Source organism: Blautia sp. AM42-2 (genome assembly GCF_003480245.1).
Lineage (GTDB): Bacteria > Bacillota > Clostridia > Lachnospirales > Lachnospiraceae > Fusicatenibacter > Fusicatenibacter saccharivorans.
Genome location: NZ_QUIM01000004.1, coordinates 188,079 through 209,732 on the forward strand (window position 1 = coordinate 188,079; position 21,654 = coordinate 209,732).

The 21,654-nt window shown below is 46.4% G+C and carries 23 protein-coding genes; 22 read left to right on the forward strand and 1 reads right to left on the reverse strand.

Annotation, left to right across the window (positions count from 1 at the left end; all coding sequences use genetic code 11):
* The first annotated feature begins 112 nt into the window (after positions 1–112).
* The 7 genes from dnaX to DW915_RS07320 all read left to right on the forward strand — a co-directional run bounded on the left by dnaX (position 113) and on the right by DW915_RS07320 (position 6,662).
* On the forward strand, positions 113–1,762 hold the full coding sequence (gene dnaX, locus DW915_RS07290) for a DNA polymerase III subunit gamma/tau (RefSeq protein ID WP_118741859.1): 1,650 nt from the start codon (positions 113–115) through the stop codon (positions 1,760–1,762).
* 32 nt (positions 1,763–1,794) lie between these two features.
* On the forward strand, positions 1,795–2,148 hold the full coding sequence (locus DW915_RS07295; protein WP_022463269.1) for a YbaB/EbfC family nucleoid-associated protein: 354 nt from the start codon (positions 1,795–1,797) through the stop codon (positions 2,146–2,148).
* The gene (gene recR / locus DW915_RS07300) at positions 2,148–2,744 is read left to right on the forward strand and encodes a recombination mediator RecR (protein ID WP_022463270.1); all 597 of its coding nucleotides are present in this window, start codon (positions 2,148–2,150) and stop codon (positions 2,742–2,744) included. Before DW915_RS07295 ends, recR begins: the two co-directional genes overlap by 1 nt.
* A 2-nt stretch (positions 2,745–2,746) precedes the next feature.
* A complete protein-coding gene (locus DW915_RS07305; protein WP_022463271.1) occupies positions 2,747–3,850 on the forward strand; it encodes a LacI family DNA-binding transcriptional regulator in 1,104 nt (367 codons plus the stop codon).
* Positions 3,851–4,130: 280 nt separating this feature from the next.
* Positions 4,131–4,784, forward strand: coding sequence for a fructose-6-phosphate aldolase (gene fsa / locus DW915_RS07310; protein WP_022463272.1), 654 nt, complete (start codon positions 4,131–4,133; stop codon positions 4,782–4,784).
* A 109-nt stretch (positions 4,785–4,893) separates the two neighbouring features.
* Positions 4,894–5,733 (forward strand): transketolase, encoded by an 840-nt coding sequence (locus tag DW915_RS07315; RefSeq protein WP_055219293.1) that lies wholly within the window; start codon positions 4,894–4,896, stop codon positions 5,731–5,733.
* A complete protein-coding gene (locus DW915_RS07320; RefSeq protein ID WP_118741860.1) occupies positions 5,721–6,662 on the forward strand; it encodes a transketolase family protein in 942 nt (313 codons plus the stop codon). Before DW915_RS07315 ends, DW915_RS07320 begins: the two co-directional genes overlap by 13 nt.
* A gap of 91 nt (positions 6,663–6,753) precedes the next feature.
* Here DW915_RS07320 and yyaC read toward each other — a convergent pair whose 3' ends face one another.
* On the reverse strand, positions 6,754–7,341 hold the full coding sequence (gene yyaC / locus DW915_RS07325) for a spore protease YyaC (protein ID WP_022463275.1): 588 nt from the start codon (positions 7,339–7,341) through the stop codon (positions 6,754–6,756).
* A gap of 200 nt (positions 7,342–7,541) precedes the next feature.
* Between yyaC and DW915_RS07330 the strand changes: the two genes are divergently transcribed.
* The 15 genes from DW915_RS07330 to DW915_RS07410 all read left to right on the forward strand — a co-directional run bounded on the left by DW915_RS07330 (position 7,542) and on the right by DW915_RS07410 (position 21,585).
* Entirely contained in the window at positions 7,542–8,849 is a 1,308-nt protein-coding gene (locus DW915_RS07330) for a LysM peptidoglycan-binding domain-containing protein (protein ID WP_055265666.1), read from the forward strand.
* An 88-nt stretch (positions 8,850–8,937) separates the two neighbouring features.
* Positions 8,938–10,134: a DUF5711 family protein gene (locus DW915_RS07335; RefSeq protein WP_118741861.1), complete on the forward strand. Its 1,197-nt coding sequence runs from the start codon at positions 8,938–8,940 to the stop codon at positions 10,132–10,134.
* A gap of 12 nt (positions 10,135–10,146) precedes the next feature.
* Positions 10,147–10,836 (forward strand): CvpA family protein, encoded by a 690-nt coding sequence (locus tag DW915_RS07340; protein WP_118741862.1) that lies wholly within the window; start codon positions 10,147–10,149, stop codon positions 10,834–10,836.
* An 810-nt stretch (positions 10,837–11,646) separates the two neighbouring features.
* Positions 11,647–14,697 (forward strand): SrtB-anchored collagen-binding adhesin, encoded by a 3,051-nt coding sequence (locus DW915_RS07345; protein WP_003060618.1) that lies wholly within the window; start codon positions 11,647–11,649, stop codon positions 14,695–14,697.
* Positions 14,698–14,932: 235 nt separating this feature from the next.
* Positions 14,933–15,259 carry a YdcP family protein gene (locus tag DW915_RS07355; protein WP_003059926.1) on the forward strand — a complete coding sequence of 109 codons (327 nt, stop codon included), beginning with the start codon at positions 14,933–14,935 and terminating at the stop codon, positions 15,257–15,259.
* Between the two features lie 15 nt (positions 15,260–15,274).
* On the forward strand, positions 15,275–15,658 hold the full coding sequence (locus DW915_RS07360) for a YdcP family protein (protein WP_003062614.1): 384 nt from the start codon (positions 15,275–15,277) through the stop codon (positions 15,656–15,658).
* 168 nt (positions 15,659–15,826) lie between these two features.
* Complete coding sequence (locus DW915_RS07365) at positions 15,827–16,414, forward strand: helix-turn-helix domain-containing protein (RefSeq protein ID WP_003061262.1); 588 nt, start codon at positions 15,827–15,829, stop codon at positions 16,412–16,414.
* A 208-nt stretch (positions 16,415–16,622) separates the two neighbouring features.
* Positions 16,623–18,017, forward strand: coding sequence for an FtsK/SpoIIIE domain-containing protein (locus DW915_RS07370; protein WP_003062524.1), 1,395 nt, complete (start codon positions 16,623–16,625; stop codon positions 18,015–18,017).
* A 183-nt stretch (positions 18,018–18,200) separates the two neighbouring features.
* Positions 18,201–19,397, forward strand: coding sequence for a MobT family relaxase (gene mobT, locus DW915_RS07380; RefSeq protein ID WP_003062030.1), 1,197 nt, complete (start codon positions 18,201–18,203; stop codon positions 19,395–19,397).
* A 13-nt stretch (positions 19,398–19,410) separates the two neighbouring features.
* On the forward strand, positions 19,411–19,545 hold the full coding sequence (locus tag DW915_RS07385) for a DUF3789 domain-containing protein (RefSeq protein WP_003061156.1): 135 nt from the start codon (positions 19,411–19,413) through the stop codon (positions 19,543–19,545).
* Position 19,546: 1 nt separating this feature from the next.
* A complete protein-coding gene (locus tag DW915_RS07390) occupies positions 19,547–19,768 on the forward strand; it encodes a hypothetical protein (protein WP_003060793.1) in 222 nt (73 codons plus the stop codon).
* A 67-nt stretch (positions 19,769–19,835) separates the two neighbouring features.
* Positions 19,836–20,255: a nuclear transport factor 2 family protein gene (locus DW915_RS07395; RefSeq protein WP_003060053.1), complete on the forward strand. Its 420-nt coding sequence runs from the start codon at positions 19,836–19,838 to the stop codon at positions 20,253–20,255.
* 90 nt (positions 20,256–20,345) lie between these two features.
* Positions 20,346–20,642 (forward strand): hypothetical protein, encoded by a 297-nt coding sequence (locus tag DW915_RS07400; protein ID WP_008687105.1) that lies wholly within the window; start codon positions 20,346–20,348, stop codon positions 20,640–20,642.
* On the forward strand, positions 20,561–21,064 hold the full coding sequence (locus tag DW915_RS07405) for an antirestriction protein ArdA (protein ID WP_003062492.1): 504 nt from the start codon (positions 20,561–20,563) through the stop codon (positions 21,062–21,064). Before DW915_RS07400 ends, DW915_RS07405 begins: the two co-directional genes overlap by 82 nt.
* Before the next feature lie 17 nt (positions 21,065–21,081).
* On the forward strand, positions 21,082–21,585 hold the full coding sequence (locus tag DW915_RS07410; protein ID WP_002323345.1) for an antirestriction protein ArdA: 504 nt from the start codon (positions 21,082–21,084) through the stop codon (positions 21,583–21,585).
* Positions 21,586–21,654 lie beyond the last annotated feature (69 nt).

Genomic DNA, 21,654 nt, shown 5'->3' on the forward strand with positions numbered 1-21,654 from the left:
GGAGGCCTTAAAGCAAGAACAACAAGGTCTCCGTTCTTCTGTTGCACTGCTGTCCAAAAGAAACTGCCGGCGGCAGGCTTCCATGCCGATGCAATAAAAGGAGAAAAATTTTATGAGCTATACTGCTCTGTACCGAAAATTCCGTCCTTCCACCTTTGAGGATGTAAAAGGACAGGATCACATTGTAACAACATTAAAAAATCAGATCCGCGCGGACCGCATCGGTCATGCGTACCTGTTCTGCGGAACCCGCGGAACAGGAAAAACGACGATCGCCAAAATTCTCGCCCGCTCGGTCAACTGCGAACATCCCGTGGACGGAAGCCCGTGCAACGAATGTCCGACGTGTAAGGCGATTCTGGCGGGCGTTTCCACGAACGTCATCGAGATCGACGCGGCATCGAACAACGGTGTCGACAACATCCGTGAAATCCGTGAGGAGGTAGCCTACCGGCCGACACAGGGACGGTATAAAGTCTATATCATCGATGAGGTGCATATGCTTTCTACTGGAGCGTTCAATGCACTCTTAAAAACCCTGGAGGAGCCGCCGTCCTATGTCATCTTCATTCTGGCGACCACAGAGGCAAACAAAATCCCGGTGACGATCCTTTCCAGATGCCAGCGGTACGATTTCCGCCGCATCACGATCGATACCATCGCGGCGCGTCTTAGTGAACTGATGGAAAAAGAGGGCGTGGATGTCGAAGAAAAAGCCATCCGCTACGTCGCAAAGGCGGGCGACGGCTCCATGCGAGACGCGTTAAGCCTCCTGGACCAGTGCATCGCCTTCTACCTCGGGCAGAAGCTGACGTACGATAAAGTCCTTGAAGTTCTCGGAACTGTTGATACCGAAATCTTCAGCCAGATGCTCCGCACGATCCTCGCCGGGGATGTAACGGGAAGCATCCGCACGCTGGAAACCCTTTTAAACCGGGGAAAAGAGCTGGGACAGTTCGTTACCGACTTTACGTGGTATCTGCGGAATCTGCTGTTGGTAAAAAGCGCAGATGAAACCGAAGAACTGCTCGATGTCTCTACAGAAAACCTGAAGCTCTTAAAAGAAGAGAGCACGATGGTAGACGATGAGACGCTGATCCACTATATCCGCGTTTTATCCGAGCTCTCCGGCCAGCTCCGCTATGCGGCGCAGAAGCGCGTGCTCGTTGAGGTGGCGCTCGTCAAACTCTGCAAACCGCAGATGGAGCAGAACCTCGAATCCGTGCTGGAGCGTCTTAGGATTCTCGAAGAAAAAATGGAGCGCGGAATCCCGATGATGGTGACAAATGCACCGGGAGCAGGAAACGGCAGTGCAGGAGGCTCCGGAGCGGCCGGAGACGGCTATGCGGCGGCAGAAACACCGCAGAATGCACCGGCACCAGTGAAAGCCGCACCGGCGGATTTACAGCGCATCAGCGCGTCCTGGAAGGCAATTGTCGGCCAGACAAGCGGCATGTTCCGCCAGTTTCTGCAGAGCGCCGTTCCGAAATACAACAGCGAGACGGGCGACGCCAAACTGTTTGTTGAGTTTGCAGACCAGCTCGCATCCATCTACGTTGAGCGGCCGGAGGCAGCCGATGAGATCCGCACCATTATTGAACAGATGACTGGAAAAACCGTAGAGGTCCAGCTCATTTTAGCAGACCAGCATGCAAACGCCGCGCTCTCCACGATTTCCGTGGATGATGCACTGACGCAGGCGATTCATGGAATCCCGGTCGAGGAGGACGACGAGAGCGACTTCGACGACGGGGAAGAATAGATTAAAAACAAATTTTTCAGGAGGATATTACCATGGCAAAAAGAGGAGGATTCCCGGGAGGAATGCCGGGCAACATGAACAATCTGATGAAGCAGGCTCAGAAAATGCAGAAGCAGATGGAAGAGAACCAGAAAGCACTGGAGGAGAAAGAGTTCACTGCGACAGCAGGCGGCGGAGCCGTAGAAGTAACCATTTCCGGTAAAAAAGAAGTAACCAAAGTTAAAATCAGCGAAGATGCCGTAGATCCGGACGACGTAGAAATGCTCGAGGATCTGATCATGGCAGCAACCAACGAAGCACTGCGCAAAGTTGAGGACGAGGCAGCCAAAGCTATGGGCAAACTTGCCGGCGGACTCGGCAGCATGGGCGGAGGATTCCCGTTCTGATGGATTACTACAGCGGATACATCAATCAGTTGATCGAGCAGCTGTCCCATCTGCCTGGCATCGGTGTGAAAACCGCACAGCGACTGGCCTTTCATATTATGAATATGCCGGCCGACCAGGCAAAACGGCTGGCCGATTCGATCACAGAAGCAAAATCCCACGTCCAGTACTGCAAGTGCTGCCAGACCCTGACCGATAAAGAGCTGTGCCCGATCTGCGCAAATGTCAAGCGCGACCACAGCGTGATCATGGTGGTGGAGACGACGCAGGATCTTGCGGCATATGAAAAAACCGGAAAATACGACGGCGTTTACCACGTCCTGCACGGGGCCATCTCCCCGATGCTGGGGATTGGGCCGGACGACATCCGGTTAAAAGAGCTGATGCAGCGCCTCCAGGGCGATGTCTCGGAGGTTATCGTTGCCACGAACTCCAGCCTGGAGGGCGAGACAACGGCCATGTACATCAGCAAGCTGATCAAGCCGACCGGCATCAAGGTGACGCGGATTGCAAGCGGCGTTCCGGTGGGCGGCGATCTGGAAAATATTGATGAAGTCACCCTTCTGCGTGCGTTAGAGGGCAGAACGGAGCTGTAATTATGGGCAGAAAAAAAGTGACATCCAGTGATGTCGCAGCAGCCTCAGGCGTATCCCAGGCGACGGTCTCCATGATCCTGAACCGGCGGGAAAACGTTTCGTTCTCGCGGGAAACAGTAGAAAAAGTGGAGGCGGCGGCAAAAGAGCTGGGCTACCAGATTCCGCGGCGGAAGATGAGAAGAGAGTCGAACGGCAACAAGCTGATCGTCGTCTTCTGTCCGACGCTGACGAATCCTTACTATGTGATGCTGCTGCACGGCATCGAAGAAGTTGCAAAAGAGAAGAATTACGGGGTATTTGTCTGCAATACGCAGAGGGACCTGAAAATCGAAGAGAATTATCTTCGGATGATGAAGAGTGTGCGCCCGCGCGGAATTATCTACACCTGCAATCCGAGCAGAAGCTGCAAGGAAAAAGTGGAGGAGCTGGCCGCGGAGATTCCGCTTGTCATCATCAACAACCGAGAAGAGCTGCTGGAAATTGATGCGGTCGAGCTGAACAATGCAAAACCCGGCAGGCTGATGGCACGCCACCTGCTGGAACTGGGACACCGGCATGTGGCGTTTGTTTCACCTCCGCTGACTTCCAAACAGGGCCAGCGCCTGAAACGCGTGGAGGGCTTTGTGCGCGAGTTTGAGGAGGCAGGATACGGCGACGGCGTGATCGTCAAATCGGCGGATGAGGACCTCGACGAGGTGATCCCGAGCATGGATTCTGAGTACAAGATGGGCTATTATCTGACGAAGGAACTGCTGCGGGAGGACAAGAACCTTACGGCAATCGTCGGCATGAATGATATGATCGCGTTCGGGATCATGGACGCCGTGCTCGAGAGCAAACTGCGCATTCCGGCGGATATTTCCGTAGTGGGATGTGACAACACCGTCTATTCCAGCTTCCGCTCGATTTCCCTGACGACGATCGACCACTATGTGCCATTGAAGGGCCGCGATGCGTGCGATATCATCCTGCGGAAAATCCAGTCTCTTCGGGAAAGCCAGGACGGCAATGAACCCTTAAGCACGTATCATGTCGAGTATGAACCGAAACTGATCGTGCGGCGCAGCACTTCGTATGCAAGAACCGAAAAATTAAAAAATAAATAGGACGGCTGAAATTATTATTAATAATTTTGAATAAAACAGCTCCGACGCAAACCGGGAAAACACAAAGAAAAGGAAAAACCGGAAAAAATGAGAAAAAATCCGCCGGAGTAATTTATAAAATAGTATTTATAAATAATAAAATTAATTAATAAAAATGAGGCTGACTTGACGGAAAAACCAAACATATCTATACTGGAGATAACAGAAAAACGGAGCCGTTCTGCGGAAAACAACAGGCCCCGAAACCTTACGAAAGTATGAATATGGGAGGAAAAACAACATGAGATTTTTCATCGACACAGCAAAAGTAGAGGACATTAAAAAAGCAAACGACATGGGCGTTATCTGCGGCGTTACCACCAACCCGTCCCTGATCGCAAAAGAAGGACGTGACTTCAAAGAGGTCATCAAAGAGATCACCGAGATCGTAGACGGACCGATCAGCGGCGAGGTAAAAGCTACCACAACAGATGCAGAAGGCATGATCAAAGAAGGCCGTGAGATCGCAGCCATCCATCCAAACATGGTTGTTAAAATCCCGATGACCGTAGAAGGACTCAAAGCTGTTAAAGTTCTGAGCGCAGAGGGCATCAAGACAAACGTAACCCTGATCTTCTCCGCAAACCAGGCACTTCTGGCTGCAAGAGCAGGTGCAACTTATGTTTCCCCATTCCTTGGAAGACTCGATGACATCAGCACCCGCGGCGTTGATCTGATCCGTGAAATCGTTGAGATCTTCGACGTAGCCGGCATCGACACCGAGATCATCGCAGCAAGCGTCCGCAACCCGATCCACGTAACCGACTGCGCACTGGCTGGTGCAGACATTGCAACTGTTCCATACAATGTAATCGTACAGATGACCAAACATCCTCTGACCGACGCCGGAATCGCAAAATTCCAGGCTGACTACAAAGCTGTATTCGGCGAATAAGACCTAAACATGATTGCATAAAAGCTGGAAATATGGTATTGTGAACAAAGTGAACAATAGCGATATTTCCAGCTTTTGATTCCGATCCAACTAAACAAGGAGAAAAGACATGAACAAGTTAGAACTTCAGAAGACGGCCAATGAGATCCGCAAAGGGATCGTCAGCGGCGTTCATGCAGCAAAGGCCGGCCATCCGGGCGGATCTCTGTCTGCAGCCGATATTTTCACGTATCTGTATTTTGAAGAAATGAACGTGGATCCGAAAAATCCAAAAGATCCGGACCGCGATCGTTTTGTGCTTTCGAAAGGCCACACAGCGCCGGGACTGTATGCAGCACTGGCTGAAAAAGGTTATTTCCCGAAAGAAGACCTGCTGACTCTTCGCCACCTTGGCTCCTATCTGCAGGGACATCCGGATATGAAACATATCCCGGGCGTTGATATGTCAAGCGGTTCCCTCGGACAGGGAATCTCCGCAGCAGTCGGAATGGCACTCGGTGCAAAACTGCAGAACAAGGCATTTCGTGTTTATACCCTTCTGGGAGATGGTGAAATCCAGGAAGGACAGGTCTGGGAAGCAGCGATGTTTGCCGGAGCAAAACATCTGGACAACCTCGTTGTGATTGTAGACAACAACGGTCTTCAGATCGACGGAAACGTAGCAGATGTCAACAGTCCGTACCCGATCGACAAAAAATTCGAGGCATTCAACTTCCACGTAATCAACGTAGCAGACGGCAACGATTTCGATCAGCTGAAAGCTGCATTTGATGAGGCACGTACCGTAACAGGCATGCCGACCGCCATCATCACAAAGACCGTAAAAGGAAAAGGCGTTTCCTTCATGGAAAACCAGGTAGGCTGGCACGGAAAAGCTCCGAACGATGAAGAATACGCAATTGCTATGGCAGAACTGGAAAAGGCAGGTGAAGCGTTATGTCAGAAGTAAAGAAAATTGCAACAAGAGAAAGCTATGGTAATGCACTGGTTGAGCTTGGCGCAGAGCATGACAATCTGATCGTACTCGACGCTGACCTTGCAGCAGCAACCAAGACCGGTGTGTTCAAAAAAGCATATCCGGACCGCCACATCGACTGTGGTATCGCAGAATGTAATATGATGGGAATCGCTGCCGGACTTTCCACCACAGGCATCGTCCCGTTTGCAAGTACCTTTGCCATGTTTGCGGCAGGCCGTGCTTTTGAGCAGGTACGCAACTCCATCGGATATCCGCATCTGAATGTAAAAATCGGTGCAACCCATGCCGGAATCTCCGTAGGAGAAGACGGTGCAACCCATCAGTGCAACGAGGATATTGCCCTGATGAGAACAATTCCGGGCATGGTCATCCTGAACCCGGCAGATGATATCGAAGCAAAAGCATGCGTTAAAGCAGCTTATGAATACAACGGACCGGTTTACCTTCGTTTCGGACGTCTGGCAGCACCAGTCATCAACGACAGACCGGACTACAAATTTGAGCTCGGAAAAGGCGTTGTTCTCCGTGAGGGCAAGGACCTGACCATCGTTGCAACCGGACTCTGCGTAAGCTCCGCTCTGGAAGCAGCAGAAAAACTTGCCGCTGACGGCATCGATGCAAAAGTCATCAACATCCACACCATCAAACCGCTGGATGAGGAGTTGATCGTTGCAGCAGCAAAAGAGACCGGTAAAGTCGTAACCGTAGAAGAGCACTCCGTGATCGGAGGACTTGGAAGCGCAGTCTGCGACGCACTGGCAGAGAAATGCCCGGTTCCGGTGAAGAAAATCGGTGTACAGGACGTCTTCGGAGAGTCCGGCCCGGCAGTCGCTCTTCTTGCAAAATACAAACTCGACGGCGAGGGCGTTTACGAGCAGGTAAAAGAGTTCTGTAAATAAGATTTTTCGAAATAAATGACAAAAGAAAACAGGCAGAGGCCATACCAGAAAACGGTGCAGTCTCTGCCTGTTTTGTTGTCTGCAGTTTTTCTTAAAGCAGAAGTTCGCTTGTCCCGGCCGCCTCAAGTTCCCGGCAGGCGAGCAGGATTCCCTGCGAGATGGATTCCGCCATATGAAAAATCGTTGCAAGCCGGGTTGTCTGCAGAAGAAGCTGCTCAAAACTGCCCGATACATTCACAATGCCTGTGATAAAAATATCCCCGACCTCGGGCAGCGTCTTTCCTGCCCCCGCGCCCGGCCGGATCGCCCCGTTTCCGATCGTGATGTATCCCTGATGACGCCGCGAACCAAGCGAAGCATCGATCGCAACGAGCAGTGCCTCCGGGTGGCGGGAATGGATGTACGAAATCCGGTCCGGCAGATTCAGGGCGTGCACCGGGTCATCCAGAGTTCCGTAGACATGAAAAACGCGGCTGCAGTACGGCGAAAGCTGGTACCCGATCAGCGGTCCTAAGGAATCCCCGGTGATCCGGTCGCTTCCGATGCAGAGAAATACCAGTTCACGGAACATGCGTCCGTCCTTTTGAATGCAGTAAGAAAACAGCGACGCCAGCTCTTCGCTGGCGCTGCGGCTTCGCTCATTGATGTAGTAAACTTCGGCGTCTTTTTTTCGAAACATGACCGGTACCTGCCTTTCAGAAGAATCATCCACAGTTTAACCGTATATGGTATAAACTATTCCTGCAGTGAAAAAAACATGACATGCCCTCCGGTGCAGAAAAACGGGAAAACAGTCGGAAAAAACCGTGACAGCCCTGCCCCAAAACGATCTTTTTCGCGGAACATCCGTGATAAAGTAGGCAAAAAGGGGTGAAAAGCATGATTGAGATTGTCTATAAAGAAAACAAGGAGCAGGCGAACGGCAACGAGGGATACTTTCATCTGCCGAAAAATATCCGCCAGGTCGGGGACACGAACGGCAGAGAGCGGATTTATCTGGAAGATTATGTCGGAACCTTTCTAAAAAAATATTTTTCCGCACCGGAGGGACGTGCCGCCATGCTGTTCGGCGAATTTAAGTGGGCGGACGGAATTTCCTACTTCTTTATCCGCAGCGCGGCCGCGATTCATACGATGGAGCCGGCGCCGGATCACCTGGTCTTCGATGATGCAGTATGGACGGAGGTCCACGATGTGATGGAAAAATATTTCAAAAACCAGCAGATCCTCGGCTGGGCACTTTCTCTTCCGGGATACGGGGAGGATCTGAATGAACAGATCATCCGAGCGCATCTGAACCACTTCGGCGGAAATGACAAGACGCTGTTCCGCGTGAACGGGCAGGAAAAAGAGGAAACCTTTTATACGTACGAGGGCGGCACCCTGCGGAGCACGGGAGGCTTTTACATTTATTATGAAAAGAATGAGCCGATGCAGTCGTATCTGATCGATCAGAATCAGAACCGGTCGATCGAAAACGGAGAGAGCGTGCCCGACCGCGCTGTCAGCGATTTTCGGAAGATGATTGAGGAGAAGAGCGGGGAGGAGCCGGAACACGATCACAGAAAGCCGATCCTCTATGCGATGACAGCATGCGCGGCTGCGGCGCTTCTTGTGACGGTGACGCAGAAATACGGAGATGCACTGCCGTTTCCAGGGAAAACTAAGGAGCAGACGGTAGCAGTGGCGGGAAACGTACAGGGAGAGAAGACACAGACGGCGGAGAGTGCAGCGGAAGCGTCAGCGGCGGAAGAGGGAAACACAGGGGAAAATACTTCGGCACCGGAAAGCACAGGAACGGAACTGGAAACGGAAAATGAGAGCGGGAGCGCGGCGGTAAGTGAGGAGCAGAATTTATCCGGAACGGATCCGGCAGGCAGCGGAGAGCAAAGCACATCCGGCGGGGAGCAGACTGGTGCAGCGGAGAACAATACCGGTACGGCGCAGACAGATCCAGCACCGGGAGCAGAGCCATCGTCCGCCCCGGGAACTGCTTCCGGCAGTGAGACGGCAGAAACCGCCGCGCAGGTCTGGCAGGAGTACACCGTACAGAAGGGGGACAGCCTCTCGAAAATCAGTGAGAGATATTACGGAACGATGAGCAGAGTGAAAGATATCTGCGAACTGAACCAGATCGCGGTGGAAGATCTCATATATGCGGGGCAGAAAATATACCTCCCAAAATAGAGAAAAATATGGTACACTAGAGCGGAATCAAACTGCGGCCGAAAGGGCAGCAGAAAATAAGTCCGAAAAGAACATAAGGGGAATGAAAATGGACGGAAAAAACAGAGAAGAACAGGAGAACGGAGCAAAAATCCGGGATCTTGAGGAGTATAAAGCAGAAAACAGAAAAAGAAAACGCAGACGCCGGATCAACGTCGGAATCCTTGCGGGAGCCATTCTCGCAGCCGGAATCGGTACAGGGGTATGGATTCAGCTGCGTACTTTTCAGGGATACGACACGGTACAGGCAACAGAGACCGAAGACACCGATACGTATATGTTTCAGAAATCCGGAAATAAGATCGTGCGCTACGGTATCGACGGCATCGAACTGCGCGACCGGAAAAATCAGACCCTCTGGAGCGATCATTATACCATGGAAAATCCGCAGATGATATCCTGCGGCGATGCAATTGCCATTTATGATAAAAACGGAACGAAAATTGTTGTATACGATGCCGATGGAAAGGCCGGCGAAATTACCGCGTCGTATCCGATCGTGAAAGCATCCGTTGCAGGCCAGGGCGTCGTTGCGGCAATTCTGGAAAATAACGGGGAGAGCTGGATCAAATACTATAATACCGATGGAACGGAGATCGCCTCCTCCCACCCGAACATGGACAGTCCGGGCTATCCGATGGATCTCTCGCTTTCTTCGGACGGACTCTGGATGGCGGTTTCCTACGCTTACGAAGACGGCGGCAAGATGAAATCACAGGTCGCTTTCTACAATTTCGGAAGCAGGGGTGAGGATCTGGTGGACAACCTTGCAAGCTCATCGAGCTATACCGATATGCTGTGCCCGCAGATCGAAACCGCGGGAACATCCTTCTGGGTTGCCTTTTTTGATAATGGCTTCCGCATCTATGAAGGAACGAGCAAGCCGAAAGAGACAGTGAGCGTATCAGAAGATGGAGAAATTTTAAGCTGCGCGTATGCAGACGACCGCGTGGTTCTGGTTCTGCGCGGGGAGAGTGACGATCATCCGTACCGGATGAAAATCTACAATCTGAAAGGAAAACAGCTTGCGGATGAAAATCTGGATTTCTATTACCAGAATCTTCAGATAGAAGAAAAACAGATTCTGCTGACGAACCGGCAGGAGCTGTGTGTATATACCTTAAATGGAAGAAAGAAGTACAGCGGAGTGGTCAGCGAAACACAGATTCACGAGATCCTCGGCATGGGGCAGAACCGGTATCTGCTCGCGGAGGAGGACGGCGTTTCGATGATCCGGCTGAAATAGGAGAAGAAAAACATGAATTGGCTGAGATACGTATTACTTGCGGTGTGTATTCTTTCCGCGCTGGCTGGATATCGAAAGGGGCTGGTCCGGACAGTGCTGTCCATGGTGTCCCTGATTCTGGTGACAGGACTGGCGATCTGGATGAATCCGTATGTGACGGATGTGCTGAATGAGCGGACAACGCTGCCGCAGTATGTGGAGAAGAAATGTTTAGAGACATTTGAAAACAATGAATTTCTGTCGGGGGAAAACCAGGATGTGCAGAAGAAATGGCTGGAGAGCATGGGCGTGCCGGAGGAGCTGGTGAACCAGATTCTCGGAAGCGGCGCGGTGCAGGACTACCAGGAGGAACAGCTGCACAGTCTGGCATCCTACGCGGCGAAGGCGGTATCGGAAAAGATTATGAAAGGAATCGCTTTCTTTCTGACCCTGGTGCTGGCCGTTGTTTTCGTGACGATTGCGGTGAAAATTGTGGAATTGATTGCGGAGATTCCGGGGATCAGCTTTTTGAACCGCATGGGAGGAGCAGGACTTGGTGTCGTGCGTGCGGTGCTGTGGATCTGGATTTTCTTTGCGGTGGTGTACTGCTTTCAGGCGACACACTGGGGGAATGTATGCATGAAGCAGATCCAGGGCGATATGGCGCTGGCATGGATTCGGGAGAATAATCCGGTGCTGATGCTGTTGAAGAATGTATTATAAGATGAGAAAAAACGGTTCCTTGTGGGGCCGTTTTTTGGTGGGAGGGGGGACGAGGAAAAGCGGACGTCGTGTGGGCGGCGGATGCGGTGGGAGGGGAGAAACGTGCCGGGGTGCGGGGCTGTGATTTGGGTGGGGCGGAGACCTTGGCGTGGATGGGACGGAACGGGGGAGCACCGAGACAATTCGTCAGGAAAACTGATGTTTTCCCGACTCAGTGTCTCTTGAAATCCGGCTTTGTGAGCCGGATTTCATCTCCCCCGTTCCGTCCCGTCCGCGTCAGGTTCCGCCCCCACCCAAATCAATGCCCCGCGCCCCGGCACGTTTCTCCCCTCCCACCGCATCCGCCGCCCACACGCCGACCGCTTTTTCTCTGAAGTTGAGAGCGGAAGAATCTGCTAGATAGAAGGGGATAAGAATGGAAATGAAAGAACAAATAGGATATTAGTGGAAAAAGTTGAGAGTTGTGGAAAATATGGGGGTTGAACTGATATGAAAAGAAATATCTATAAATATACGTATTTATGCTAAAAACACAATAAAAATCTGATTATCCGCTAAAACACAGTATCTATCAGCATTTTCAAGGAAACAAACACATCAATTTACTACTTATTTACTACCATTGAATGAGCCTTGATACGCAAGTTTTCCTAGATATGCAAAGATATGGTACAGCACATCAGTATTGAAACAAGAAAAATTGAATAACTCATAGACTATGGAACGCCTAAAATGACGTTCCTTTTCTATTTTCAGCCGTTCATTATGGACGGTTATTTTATTACCAAAAATGAAAGGAGCATTAGATTTATGAAAAAGATGTTAAAACGATTGTGTACGGGCTTCTTAGCTCTTGCAACTGTCGTTACTGCTTTGCCGACTACACCCGTTCATGCAGAAAGTAAGCAATACTGGACGGAGTCAAAAGAGCGTGTCGGTATCGTTGAAAAAGTAATGAATGACGGTTCGATTGGTTCTACCTTTAATGAGGGACATTTGACCGTTGAGGGCGAGGACGCTTACTGTATCGACATTAACACAGACTTTAAGAATGGCTACAAGACCAGAGCTGACGCAAGCACCCGTATGAGTGCCGACCAGATAAGCGACGTTGCCTTATCTATCGAATATGTAAAACAGTACACAGACAGCCACAACGGAATAAGCAAAAACCACGCCTACCTTTTAAGACAGCTTGTTGTCTGGCAGAGATTAAGCGTACATCTTGGCTGGCAATGCGATAACGTGCGAGCTTCTTATGATGAAATTCCAAAGGCAACGCAGGACGAAGTTTTCGCTGGTGCAAAAGCCTTTGTCAAAGAGAATAAAGGACGCTATGAATGTGGCGGTTATATCTACTCTGGCGAGGGGCAGGAATTGGGACAATTCTGGGCGAAACTCAATGTTGGAAATGCGAAACTTCAAAAGACTTCCAGTAATACCAGCATTACAGACGGTAACGGGAATTACTCTATCGCTGGTGCGACATACGGTGTCTTTGCTGATAAGGACTGCACGAAACAGCTTGCCACCCTTACGACTGATGAAAACGGAAATACAGATGTCGTAGAGGTAACGGCTGACACAGTCTATATCAAGGAATTATCCGCACCAGCAGGATATAAGGTTGATACAAATATATATTCCTTAAAGGTTGAAGCTGGAAAGACAGCGACCTTGAACGTATCAGATACACCAAAGGTAACAGACACTTTGATTGAACTCTTCAAGATTGATATGGAAACACAGAAAGACAATCCGCAGGGGAACGCTTCTTTAGCAGGTGCGGAATTTACATGGAAGTATTATACTGGCTTCTACAATAAAGACAATCTCCCTGCCGAAGCTACAAGAACATGGGTTACAAAGACAATCGCCGAAACAGACAGCGACGGTACAATCCACTATGTTACAAAATTAGCGGACGCATACAAGGTATCTGGCGACAGTTTCTATATGCAGGACGGCAAAGCCGTTCTTCCACTTGGAACACTAACCGTAGAAGAAACAAAAGCTCCAAACGGTTACTTGCTGGACGGTGCATATATGCAGGCTGGCGATAAGTCCGAACAGATTAAGGGCTTATATGTAACACAGATTACCGAGGACGGCGACCTTGCCGTATTGACTGGAAGTAACCAGTTTTCTGTATCAGACAAGGTTATCCGTGGCGGTGTGAAAATTCAGAAACGAGATTTAGAAACGGGCGATACAAAACCACAAGGAAGTGCCACTTTGAAAGATACTGCCTTTGACATCATTTCCTTAAATGATAATGCGGTACTGGTTGAGGGCAAGCTATACAAGAAAAATGAAGTGGTAAAGACAATCCATACAGACATTGAGGGTGTCGCTTCTACGTCTGCTGACCTTTTACCTTATGGAAAATTCCGTATCGTTGAGAGTGAAGCTCCAAACGGATATTTGACAGACGGTGCAAAACCGATTGATTTTGCAATCACAGAGAATGGAAAAATCGTTGATTTAACCGACGAAGCCCATTCTATCTACAATCAGATTAAGCGTGGAGATATTGAGGGCGTAAAAATCGGAGCAGGCACACACAAGCGTCTTGCTGATGTTCCCTTTAGGATCACAAGCAAGACAACGGGCGAAAGTCATGTTGTGGTAACTGATGATAACGGGCAATTCTCCACTTCTTCTGACTGGGCTTCTCATAAGCATAATACCAACGCAGGAAAGACCAGCGAGGACGGTGTATGGTTTGGAACTTCTAAACCAGACGACAGCAAAGGGGCGTTGCCTTATGATACCTACATCATTGAAGAAATGCGTTGCGATAGTAACAAAGGCTTTGAGCTTATCCCACCTTTTGAAATCGTGGTATCAAGAAATAACCTTGTGATTGATTTAGGTACTTTGACTGATGAATACGAAAAAGAAATCTCTATCCATACCACAGCGACCAGTAAGGACGGCGAAAAGACAATCCTTGCAGGAAAAGAGGTAACAATCGTTGATACCGTCAAATTAGACGGACTTACAAAAGGCACAAAATATCAGCTCAAAGGCTGGCAGATGTTAAAGGAAGAAAACACCGAGCTTCTTATCAATGGAAAGCGTGTAGAAAATGACTATACCTTTATCGCTGATGATGAAGCTATGAAAGTGGAAATTACTTATACATTCAATGCGTCCGAGCTTGGCGGTAAAAATCTGGTAACATTCGAGGAATTATACGATTTGAGCAATCCAGAAGAACCCGTAAAAGTTGCGGAACATAAAGACATTGAGGACGACGGACAGACGGTACTTATCACAGAGCGTATCATCAAAATTCATACGACTGCTACCGATAAGGACGGCAACAAAGAGCTTGAAGCTGGAAAAGAGGTAACAATCATTGATACCATAACCTTAGAGGGCTTAGAAGTCGGCACACAGTACAAACTTGTAGGCTGGCAGATGTTGAAAGAAGAAAATGCAGAGCTTCTTATCAATGGAAAACGTGTGGAAAGTGATTACACCTTTACCGCAGACAGCGAAACTATGAAAGCGGAAGTTGCCTTTACCTTTGACGCTACTTCTCTTGACGGCAAACAGCTTGTAACTTTTGAAGAATTGTACGATTTAAGCAATCCAGACGAGCCGAAGAAAGTTACCGAGCATAAAGACATTGACAACGAGGGACAGACGATTACCTTTAAGGAAAAACCCGAAGTCCCAGAAGAACCAGAGAAACCCAAAACACCACAGACACCAGATACACCGCATAAAACAGACAGTCCAAAAACGGGCGATAACACGAACCTTTACGGACTGCTTGCATTATTACTAACTTCTGGTGCTGGACTGGCAGGTATCTTCTTCTGCAAACGCCGTAAAATGAAGAAATCATAAGGCGGTAACGATATGAGAAAAGAAAAATCACGTTCTCCGCCGATACCGTGTCGGCAGACTTCCGCTTATTCTGGCTTGTCTGCTACTTACCTGCAAGAACACGGATAGTCAAGGGTGCGTAAGCATTTATTTTACCCTTTACTATCTGGGGACTTGCTGGTACTTCCCTAACCGCCAGAATAAGAAATCACTATCAAAAACTTATCAAATATAGAAAGAAACGAGGTAAAACAATATGGAAATGAAATATGTCGTGCCAGATATGGCACAGTCTTTTGGAACACTTGAATTTGCAGGCGAAAGCGAGCCTATCTTTGAAAGAGATAAAAATAACCGCAGGGTCTTAGCCAGACGAAGCTACAACCTTTATTCTGATGTGCAGAAAGGCGAAAATGTTGTCGTGGAAATTCCCGTGCAGGCTGGCGAAAAGCATTTCAAGTATGAACAGAAAGTAAAACTTGTCAATCCGAAATTATACGGCAGAGGTTACGCAATTGGGGATATGGGACATACCGATTATGTGTTACTTGCTGATGATATTGTAGCAGTTGAAGAAAAGTAAAGGAGTGAAAATATTATGAGATTATCAAACGGTTTTGTTATTGACAAAGAGAAAACATTTGGAGAATTAAAATTTACAGCAGTGCGTGATGTATTCTTGCAGAATGAGGACGGGACACCGAGTACCCAGCTTAAAAAGCGTATCTATGATTTGAAGTGCAGTCTGCATGGTGGAATTATCCCCGTGTCTGTACCGCCAGAAGTACCAGTAAGGGAATTTCCGTACAATGCAGTTGTGGAGCTTGTCAATCCAGTAGCCGATACGGTATCACGAAAAACCTATACGGGTGCAGATGTGGACTGGTATGTAAAGGCAGAGGATATTGTGTTGAAGAATAAAGGCAATCAGAACGCAGGCAATCCACAGAACCATGTACCGCAAGGACAGATGAAAAAATAAATGTGAGCCCATATTTTTCTTGTAACTTATATATAGAACCGATATAATTAGTTGAAAAGTTCTGTTTTAAGCCATGTAAAACTATTTTGACAAGGGAAAATGGCAATGTCAAAGGCTTTTGACAGACAAAATAGCTATATTCATATACAATAAAGGAGAAGATTCAAGATGGATATTGGATTACAAATCAAAAAATTTAGGGAACAACAAAAAATTTCTCAAGAAGAACTGGCTCTTAAAATATTTGTTTCAAGACAAACAATTTCTAACTGGGAAACAAATAAAAGTTGTCCAGATGTTAAAAGTTTAATTACTTTATCTAATATCTTCAATGTGTCTTTAGATAATTTTATAAAAGAAGATATAAAGGAGATGAGGGAGATTGTAGAAAAAGCAACTATTAAAAAGTTTAATGTGATAAGTGTAGTTTTCCTAATTGAATTGATAGTCGTAGCCATAAGTGCCTATCCTTTATTTAGTATTAAGGGAAATATAGGAATTATTATTTGGTTATGCTTGTTTGCAATAACGCTCTATACGGCAAGTAAGATTGAAAAATTCAAAAAGAGCCATGACATTCAAACCTATAAAGAAATTTTGGCATTTATTGACGGAAAGCAATTAACGCATGATGAAACACAACAAGAAATAGGAAAAAGAAATTATCAAAAAATCATATTTGCATTCATTGCAGGTGTAATCGCACTTATTATATGTTTTGTTGTAATTTTTATTTGCCAGCATTTAACAAATTAAAAGGGAGGAGAAATCATGGAATTTTGGCTTATTATGATTGGCTTTATAGTTATGGGCGGAAGTTGTTCATTAGCAGGTACTTGGTGGGATAGAAAAAATAAAAAAGATAAAAAAGAAGAAAAGAAACAATAAAATTTACACTTTATTGTTGATTAAGCAGTTAGTCTTAGGATTGACTGCTTTTTTCATACCTAGAAAGGATTGATTTATGCGTATGATTTGGAACAAAGGACACCGTATCAGAGCCAGCGACAAGCACCTTGTCTACCACTTTTCCATAGGGACGCTTCTGTTTGTATTCATGGCGGTTCTTCTGCTACTGAACATCAAACAGCTCATGCGTACCGACTGGGAACATTTCAGCTTGTTAGAAAACGGCTTGACGCTTTCCCCTTACAACTTCATAACTGTGCTGATAGCGACTGGTGTTTGTGCATTGGTCGCTTTTCTGTATTACCGCTTCTGTTACGACAGTTTCAAGAAGCTATTGCATCGTCAAAAGCTGGCACGAATGATACTGGAAAATAAGTGGTATGAAGCCGATACCGTACAAGACAGCGGTTTTTTTACTGACCTGCAAAGCAGATCAAGGGAAAAAATCGTCTGGTTTCCAAAGATTTATTATCAAATGGAAAAGGGATTGCTCCATATCCGCTGTGAAATCACGTTAGGAAAATATCAAGACCAGCTTTTACGGTTAGAGGATAAATTGGAAAGTGGCTTGTATTGCGAGCTGACCGACAAGACCTTACATGACGGCTATATTGAATACACCCTGCTTTATGACATGATAGCAAACCGCATTACCATTGATGAAGTATGGGCAGAAAACGGCTGTCTTAGGCTGATGAAAAATCTTGTGTGGGAATATGACGCACTCCCTCACGCTTTGATTGCTGGTGGGACTGGTGGCGGTAAAACTTATTTTCTGCTGACGCTCATTGAAGCCTTACTGCATACCAACGCTGTCCTTTATATCTTAGACCCAAAGAACAGCGACCTTGCAGACTTGGGAACAGTCATGCCTAATGTCTATCACACCAAAGAAGAAATGATTGATTGCGTCAATGCCTTTTATGAGGGCATGGTACGGCGAAGTGAGGAAATGAAGCAACACCCGAACTATAAGACGGGCGAAAACTACGCCTATCTGGGACTTCCACCCTGCTTTCTTATCTTTGATGAATATGTAGCGTTTTTTGAAATGTTGGGGACAAAAGAAAGCGTGAGCTTACTTAGCCAGTTAAAGAAAATCGTTATGTTAGGGCGACAAGCAGGTTATTTCCTTATTGTTGCCTGCCAGCGTCCAGACGCAAAGTATTTTTCAGATGGTATCAGAGATAACTTCAATTTCCGTGTGGGACTTGGGCGTATCAGCGAATTAGGTTACGGTATGCTGTTTGGTTCAGATGTGAAAAAGCAGTTTTTCCAGAAGCGTATCAAGGGGCGTGGCTATTGTGATGTGGGAACAAGCGTCATAAGTGAGTTTTACACGCCTTTAGTCCCAAAAGGACATGATTTTTTACAGACTATCAGCTCTCTTGCACAAGCAAGGCAGGACGGGACGGCGACGTGCGAAGCGAAAGGCGACGGCACGGACTAGCCGTTGCTGGTGTGGCGTCAGCCACGCCAGCAGGTAAAACCCCTCGGTATCTAACAGAGGGGTACGTTTGCAAATAGACAATAGACAAAAAACATAGGAAACATAAGGCTTCTGGCATGGTTTTCTAGCAAAAATCGGCTGTGAAGTCGCCTTAAAAAACTTCACACTTTACAGATTGGGGGTATGGTTCTGAATGAAGAACAACGGATAAAAGAATTACGGGAGAAACGGATTGCTTACGGTATCTCACAAGGCAGGCTGGCGGTGGCTTCTGGTATCACAAGGGAATATTTCAACAAGATAGAAAGTGGAAAAATGAAGCCGTCAAAGGAACTTCTGGAAACTCTGCATAAGGAACTGGCAAGGTTCAATCCAGAAGTACCGCTTACCATGCTGTTTGATTATGTGAAAATTCGTTTTCCCACGCTGGATATACAGCACATCATCAAAGATATATTAAAACTGAATATCAATTATATGCTCCATGAAGATTACGGACATTACAGTTATACGGAGCATTATTCTTTAGGGGACATCTTTATCTATACGTCGGCTGACGAAGAAAAAGGTGTCCTTTTAGAGTTAAAGGGGCGTGGTTGCCGACAGTTTGAAAGTTACCTGCTGGCACAACAAAGAAGTTGGTATGACTTTCTCATGGACGCACTCATAGACGGTGGCGTGATGAAGCGTATCGACCTTGCTATCAACGACCATACGGGTATTTTGGATATTCCAGAGCTTGCGGAAAAATGCAGGAAACGGGAATATATCGGAAAGTCCAGAAGTTATAAGTTTTATCAGTCGGGCGAGCTTATCAAGCATAGAGAGGACGACAGAGAATATATGGGACGCACCCTTTATCTTGGTTCGCTAAAATCAGATGTGTATTTCTGTATCTATGAAAAGGACTATGAGCAGTACGTCAAGTTAGGGACACCGCTGGAAGAAGCCGACATTATCAACCGTTTTGAGATACGGCTTAGAAATGAACGTGCCTATTATGCAGTACGAGATTTGCTGACCTATTATGACGCAGAGCAGACTGCCTTTTCTATCATCAACCAGTATGTGCGGTTTGTTGATGAAGAAGCAGACAAGCGAAAAAATGACTGGAAACTCAATGACCGCTGGGCGTGGTTTATCGGCGATAACAGACAGAGCTTGAAGCTGACGACAAAGCCAGAGCCTTACACCTTAGACCGTACATTGCGGTGGGTACAACGGCAGGTAGCACCGACCTTGAAAATGCTGAAAAGGATTGATAAGGGAAACGGAACAGACTACATGAAAACTATCGAACAGCAGGCAAAGCTCACAGAAAAGCATGAAATGATAATCAAACAGCAGACGACCCCTGCAAAAGATTTAGTAGAAAGTTAGGAGTGATGAAAAAATGTGGGAATTATTGAAAGACTTCCTGCTGGTATCTGTTGGAACGGGTATCGGCGTAGCCTTGATGTGTATTTTAAGTGTTGGCAAAGGAGCTGACTATGAAATGAAGAAATTAAAAGAAAGCGAGGACAAATAACATGAATTTCGGGCAAAATTTGTATCAATGGTTTTTAAGCAACGCACAGAGCTTAGTGCTTATGTCGATTGTGGTTATCGGTATCTACTTAGGGTTCAAGCGTGAGTTTTCAAAACTTATCGGTTTCTTGGTAGTTGCCTTGATTGCTGTCGGCTTGGTATTCAATGCTGGCGGTGTGAAAGATGTACTGTTAGAGCTGTTCAATAAGATTATCGGTGCATAAAATTTTATTGTGGGGCTGATGTATGGGTGCTATAATGTGAAAAAAGAAGTAATCGAGGTGTTCTATTTTGAATGAGAGAGAAAAAATTATTCGTTTATGGTTTGATATGTGGTTGAAACAGCAAGACTTAGGAATAGATAAAATTTTTACAGAAGATGTTGTTTATACGGAAAGCTGGTGTCCTAAATATGAAAATCTTAAAACAGTAAAACATTGGTTTAATGAATGGAATACTCGTGGTAAAGTCATTATTTGGGATATTAAACAGTTCTTTCATAAAGAAAATCAAACTGTCGTAGAATGGTATTTTAAAAATGAAATGAATACGGGAAGCGTTGAAGAATTTGACGGTATTTCCTTAATTGAATGGACAGAAGATAACAAAATCAAATCATTAAAAGAATATGGTTGCAATCTGAATAACTATAATCCATATCAACACAGCGATAACCCTCAATTTAGAGATGAAAAAACAAACTGGTTTTAAAACTTAATCAAATTATATCCATATACATAAAGCAGTTAGTCTTAGGATTGACTGCTTTTTTCTTACCTAAAATCAGATTGGAGTGATGAAATGAGCGATATTTTTAAGGATATGCAGGCAAACGTCGGCTGTGATTATATTTCTAACCTGCCCTCTTACAAGCGTAAAGTGTGGCATGAAATGAAGCGATTACCGCTTACGAATTATGATATAAAACAGTTAGAAGATTTTTCAAAGTATGTGTTTGGTATGTCGTACCAGAGCTTAAAAGATGTGATGAAGCAACAGAAAGGACGTGAGGAACAATGCAGGAAACAAGGGTGCTGGTGGAAACGAGAGGAACAACTGGCGAAGAAACAATATCATACTGGTTCGACCTGCCGATAGATGTTGCCGAGTTTGAAGAAAAGTTAGGTATCGGTGCAGAAAGTGGGGATTATCGTATTATCGAAAAGGTGTTGCCTTATGCTGATGAAGTCCACGAACACACCAGCGTGTACCAGCTCAACGAATTAGATTTTATGTACCGCCAGCTTTCAAGTGATATGCAGGAAGAATATGTATCACTACTTACGGTGTTTGAAAATTTAGAAGCACTTTATATTTGCAGGAACGTGATTATTGTTTATCCCGACTGTAAAAGCATGATAGATGTTGCAAGGCAAAAGCTGATGAACGACCCGATGTTCAAGCATTTATCCGAGGACTGTCAAGAATACTACTTTGACTTTGAAGCCTACGCTTCTCACTTGCAGGAACACGGGAAATTTTTAGTAACAGAACACGGTATCTTTGAACTGCCAGAGTAGGAAATGAGGTGGTGCTTATGATTGATGATATGGCGGTTTATATTGCTAATCTTGGCAAATACAATGAGGGCTATTTAGTCGGTGCTTGGTTCACGTTCCCCATTGACGAGGAAGATGTGAAAGAAAAAATCGGCTTGAATGAACAGTATGAGGAATACGCTATCCATGATACCGACAACTTTCCCATTGCGATTGGCGAGTATGTTTCCATTGAAGAACTCAATGAGATGTATGAAATGATAGAGGAACTTCCCGACTATATTGTAGAGTGTCTGGACGAATTTATCAGCCACTATGGGACGCTGGAAGAAGTCGTGGAACATAAGGACGATATTTACTATTATCCCGACTGTGAAACCATGACAGATGTTGCCTACTACTACATAGACGAATTGCAGGCACTTGGGGACATTCCACCCAGCTTACAGAATTACATTGACTATGAAGCCTACGGGCGAGATTTGGATATGGGCGGTTGCTTTATTGAAACAAGCCGAGGTATGTGCGAGATACCATATTAACGCTGGAAGATCAGCGACAAGCATTGTTGCTACTGACAGCGTATTTCTCTTTAAGGGACAGTCTGAAAA

What these genes read in the sequence shown, in the direction of transcription:
- yyaC (WP_022463275.1), bottom strand. Translation starts at nt 7,341, where the DNA reads ATGTTTCGAAAAAAAGACGCCGAAGTTTACTACATCAATGAGCGAAGC.
- DW915_RS07410 (WP_002323345.1), top strand. Translation starts at nt 21,082, where the DNA reads ATGATTGATGATATGGCGGTTTATATTGCTAATCTTGGCAAATACAAT.
- dnaX (WP_118741859.1), top strand. Translation starts at nt 113, where the DNA reads ATGAGCTATACTGCTCTGTACCGAAAATTCCGTCCTTCCACCTTTGAG.
- DW915_RS07370 (WP_003062524.1), top strand. Translation starts at nt 16,623, where the DNA reads ATGCGTATGATTTGGAACAAAGGACACCGTATCAGAGCCAGCGACAAG.
- DW915_RS07385 (WP_003061156.1), top strand. Translation starts at nt 19,411, where the DNA reads ATGTGGGAATTATTGAAAGACTTCCTGCTGGTATCTGTTGGAACGGGT.
- DW915_RS07335 (WP_118741861.1), top strand. Translation starts at nt 8,938, where the DNA reads ATGGACGGAAAAAACAGAGAAGAACAGGAGAACGGAGCAAAAATCCGG.
- DW915_RS07295 (WP_022463269.1), top strand. Translation starts at nt 1,795, where the DNA reads ATGGCAAAAAGAGGAGGATTCCCGGGAGGAATGCCGGGCAACATGAAC.
- DW915_RS07390 (WP_003060793.1), top strand. Translation starts at nt 19,547, where the DNA reads ATGAATTTCGGGCAAAATTTGTATCAATGGTTTTTAAGCAACGCACAG.
- DW915_RS07405 (WP_003062492.1), top strand. Translation starts at nt 20,561, where the DNA reads ATGCAGGAAACAAGGGTGCTGGTGGAAACGAGAGGAACAACTGGCGAA.
- DW915_RS07360 (WP_003062614.1), top strand. Translation starts at nt 15,275, where the DNA reads ATGAGATTATCAAACGGTTTTGTTATTGACAAAGAGAAAACATTTGGA.
- DW915_RS07400 (WP_008687105.1), top strand. Translation starts at nt 20,346, where the DNA reads ATGAGCGATATTTTTAAGGATATGCAGGCAAACGTCGGCTGTGATTAT.
- DW915_RS07330 (WP_055265666.1), top strand. Translation starts at nt 7,542, where the DNA reads ATGATTGAGATTGTCTATAAAGAAAACAAGGAGCAGGCGAACGGCAAC.
- DW915_RS07355 (WP_003059926.1), top strand. Translation starts at nt 14,933, where the DNA reads ATGGAAATGAAATATGTCGTGCCAGATATGGCACAGTCTTTTGGAACA.
- DW915_RS07320 (WP_118741860.1), top strand. Translation starts at nt 5,721, where the DNA reads ATGTCAGAAGTAAAGAAAATTGCAACAAGAGAAAGCTATGGTAATGCA.
- DW915_RS07345 (WP_003060618.1), top strand. Translation starts at nt 11,647, where the DNA reads ATGAAAAAGATGTTAAAACGATTGTGTACGGGCTTCTTAGCTCTTGCA.
- fsa (WP_022463272.1), top strand. Translation starts at nt 4,131, where the DNA reads ATGAGATTTTTCATCGACACAGCAAAAGTAGAGGACATTAAAAAAGCA.
- DW915_RS07365 (WP_003061262.1), top strand. Translation starts at nt 15,827, where the DNA reads ATGGATATTGGATTACAAATCAAAAAATTTAGGGAACAACAAAAAATT.
- DW915_RS07315 (WP_055219293.1), top strand. Translation starts at nt 4,894, where the DNA reads ATGAACAAGTTAGAACTTCAGAAGACGGCCAATGAGATCCGCAAAGGG.
- DW915_RS07340 (WP_118741862.1), top strand. Translation starts at nt 10,147, where the DNA reads ATGAATTGGCTGAGATACGTATTACTTGCGGTGTGTATTCTTTCCGCG.
- mobT (WP_003062030.1), top strand. Translation starts at nt 18,201, where the DNA reads ATGGTTCTGAATGAAGAACAACGGATAAAAGAATTACGGGAGAAACGG.
- DW915_RS07305 (WP_022463271.1), top strand. Translation starts at nt 2,747, where the DNA reads ATGGGCAGAAAAAAAGTGACATCCAGTGATGTCGCAGCAGCCTCAGGC.
- recR (WP_022463270.1), top strand. Translation starts at nt 2,148, where the DNA reads ATGGATTACTACAGCGGATACATCAATCAGTTGATCGAGCAGCTGTCC.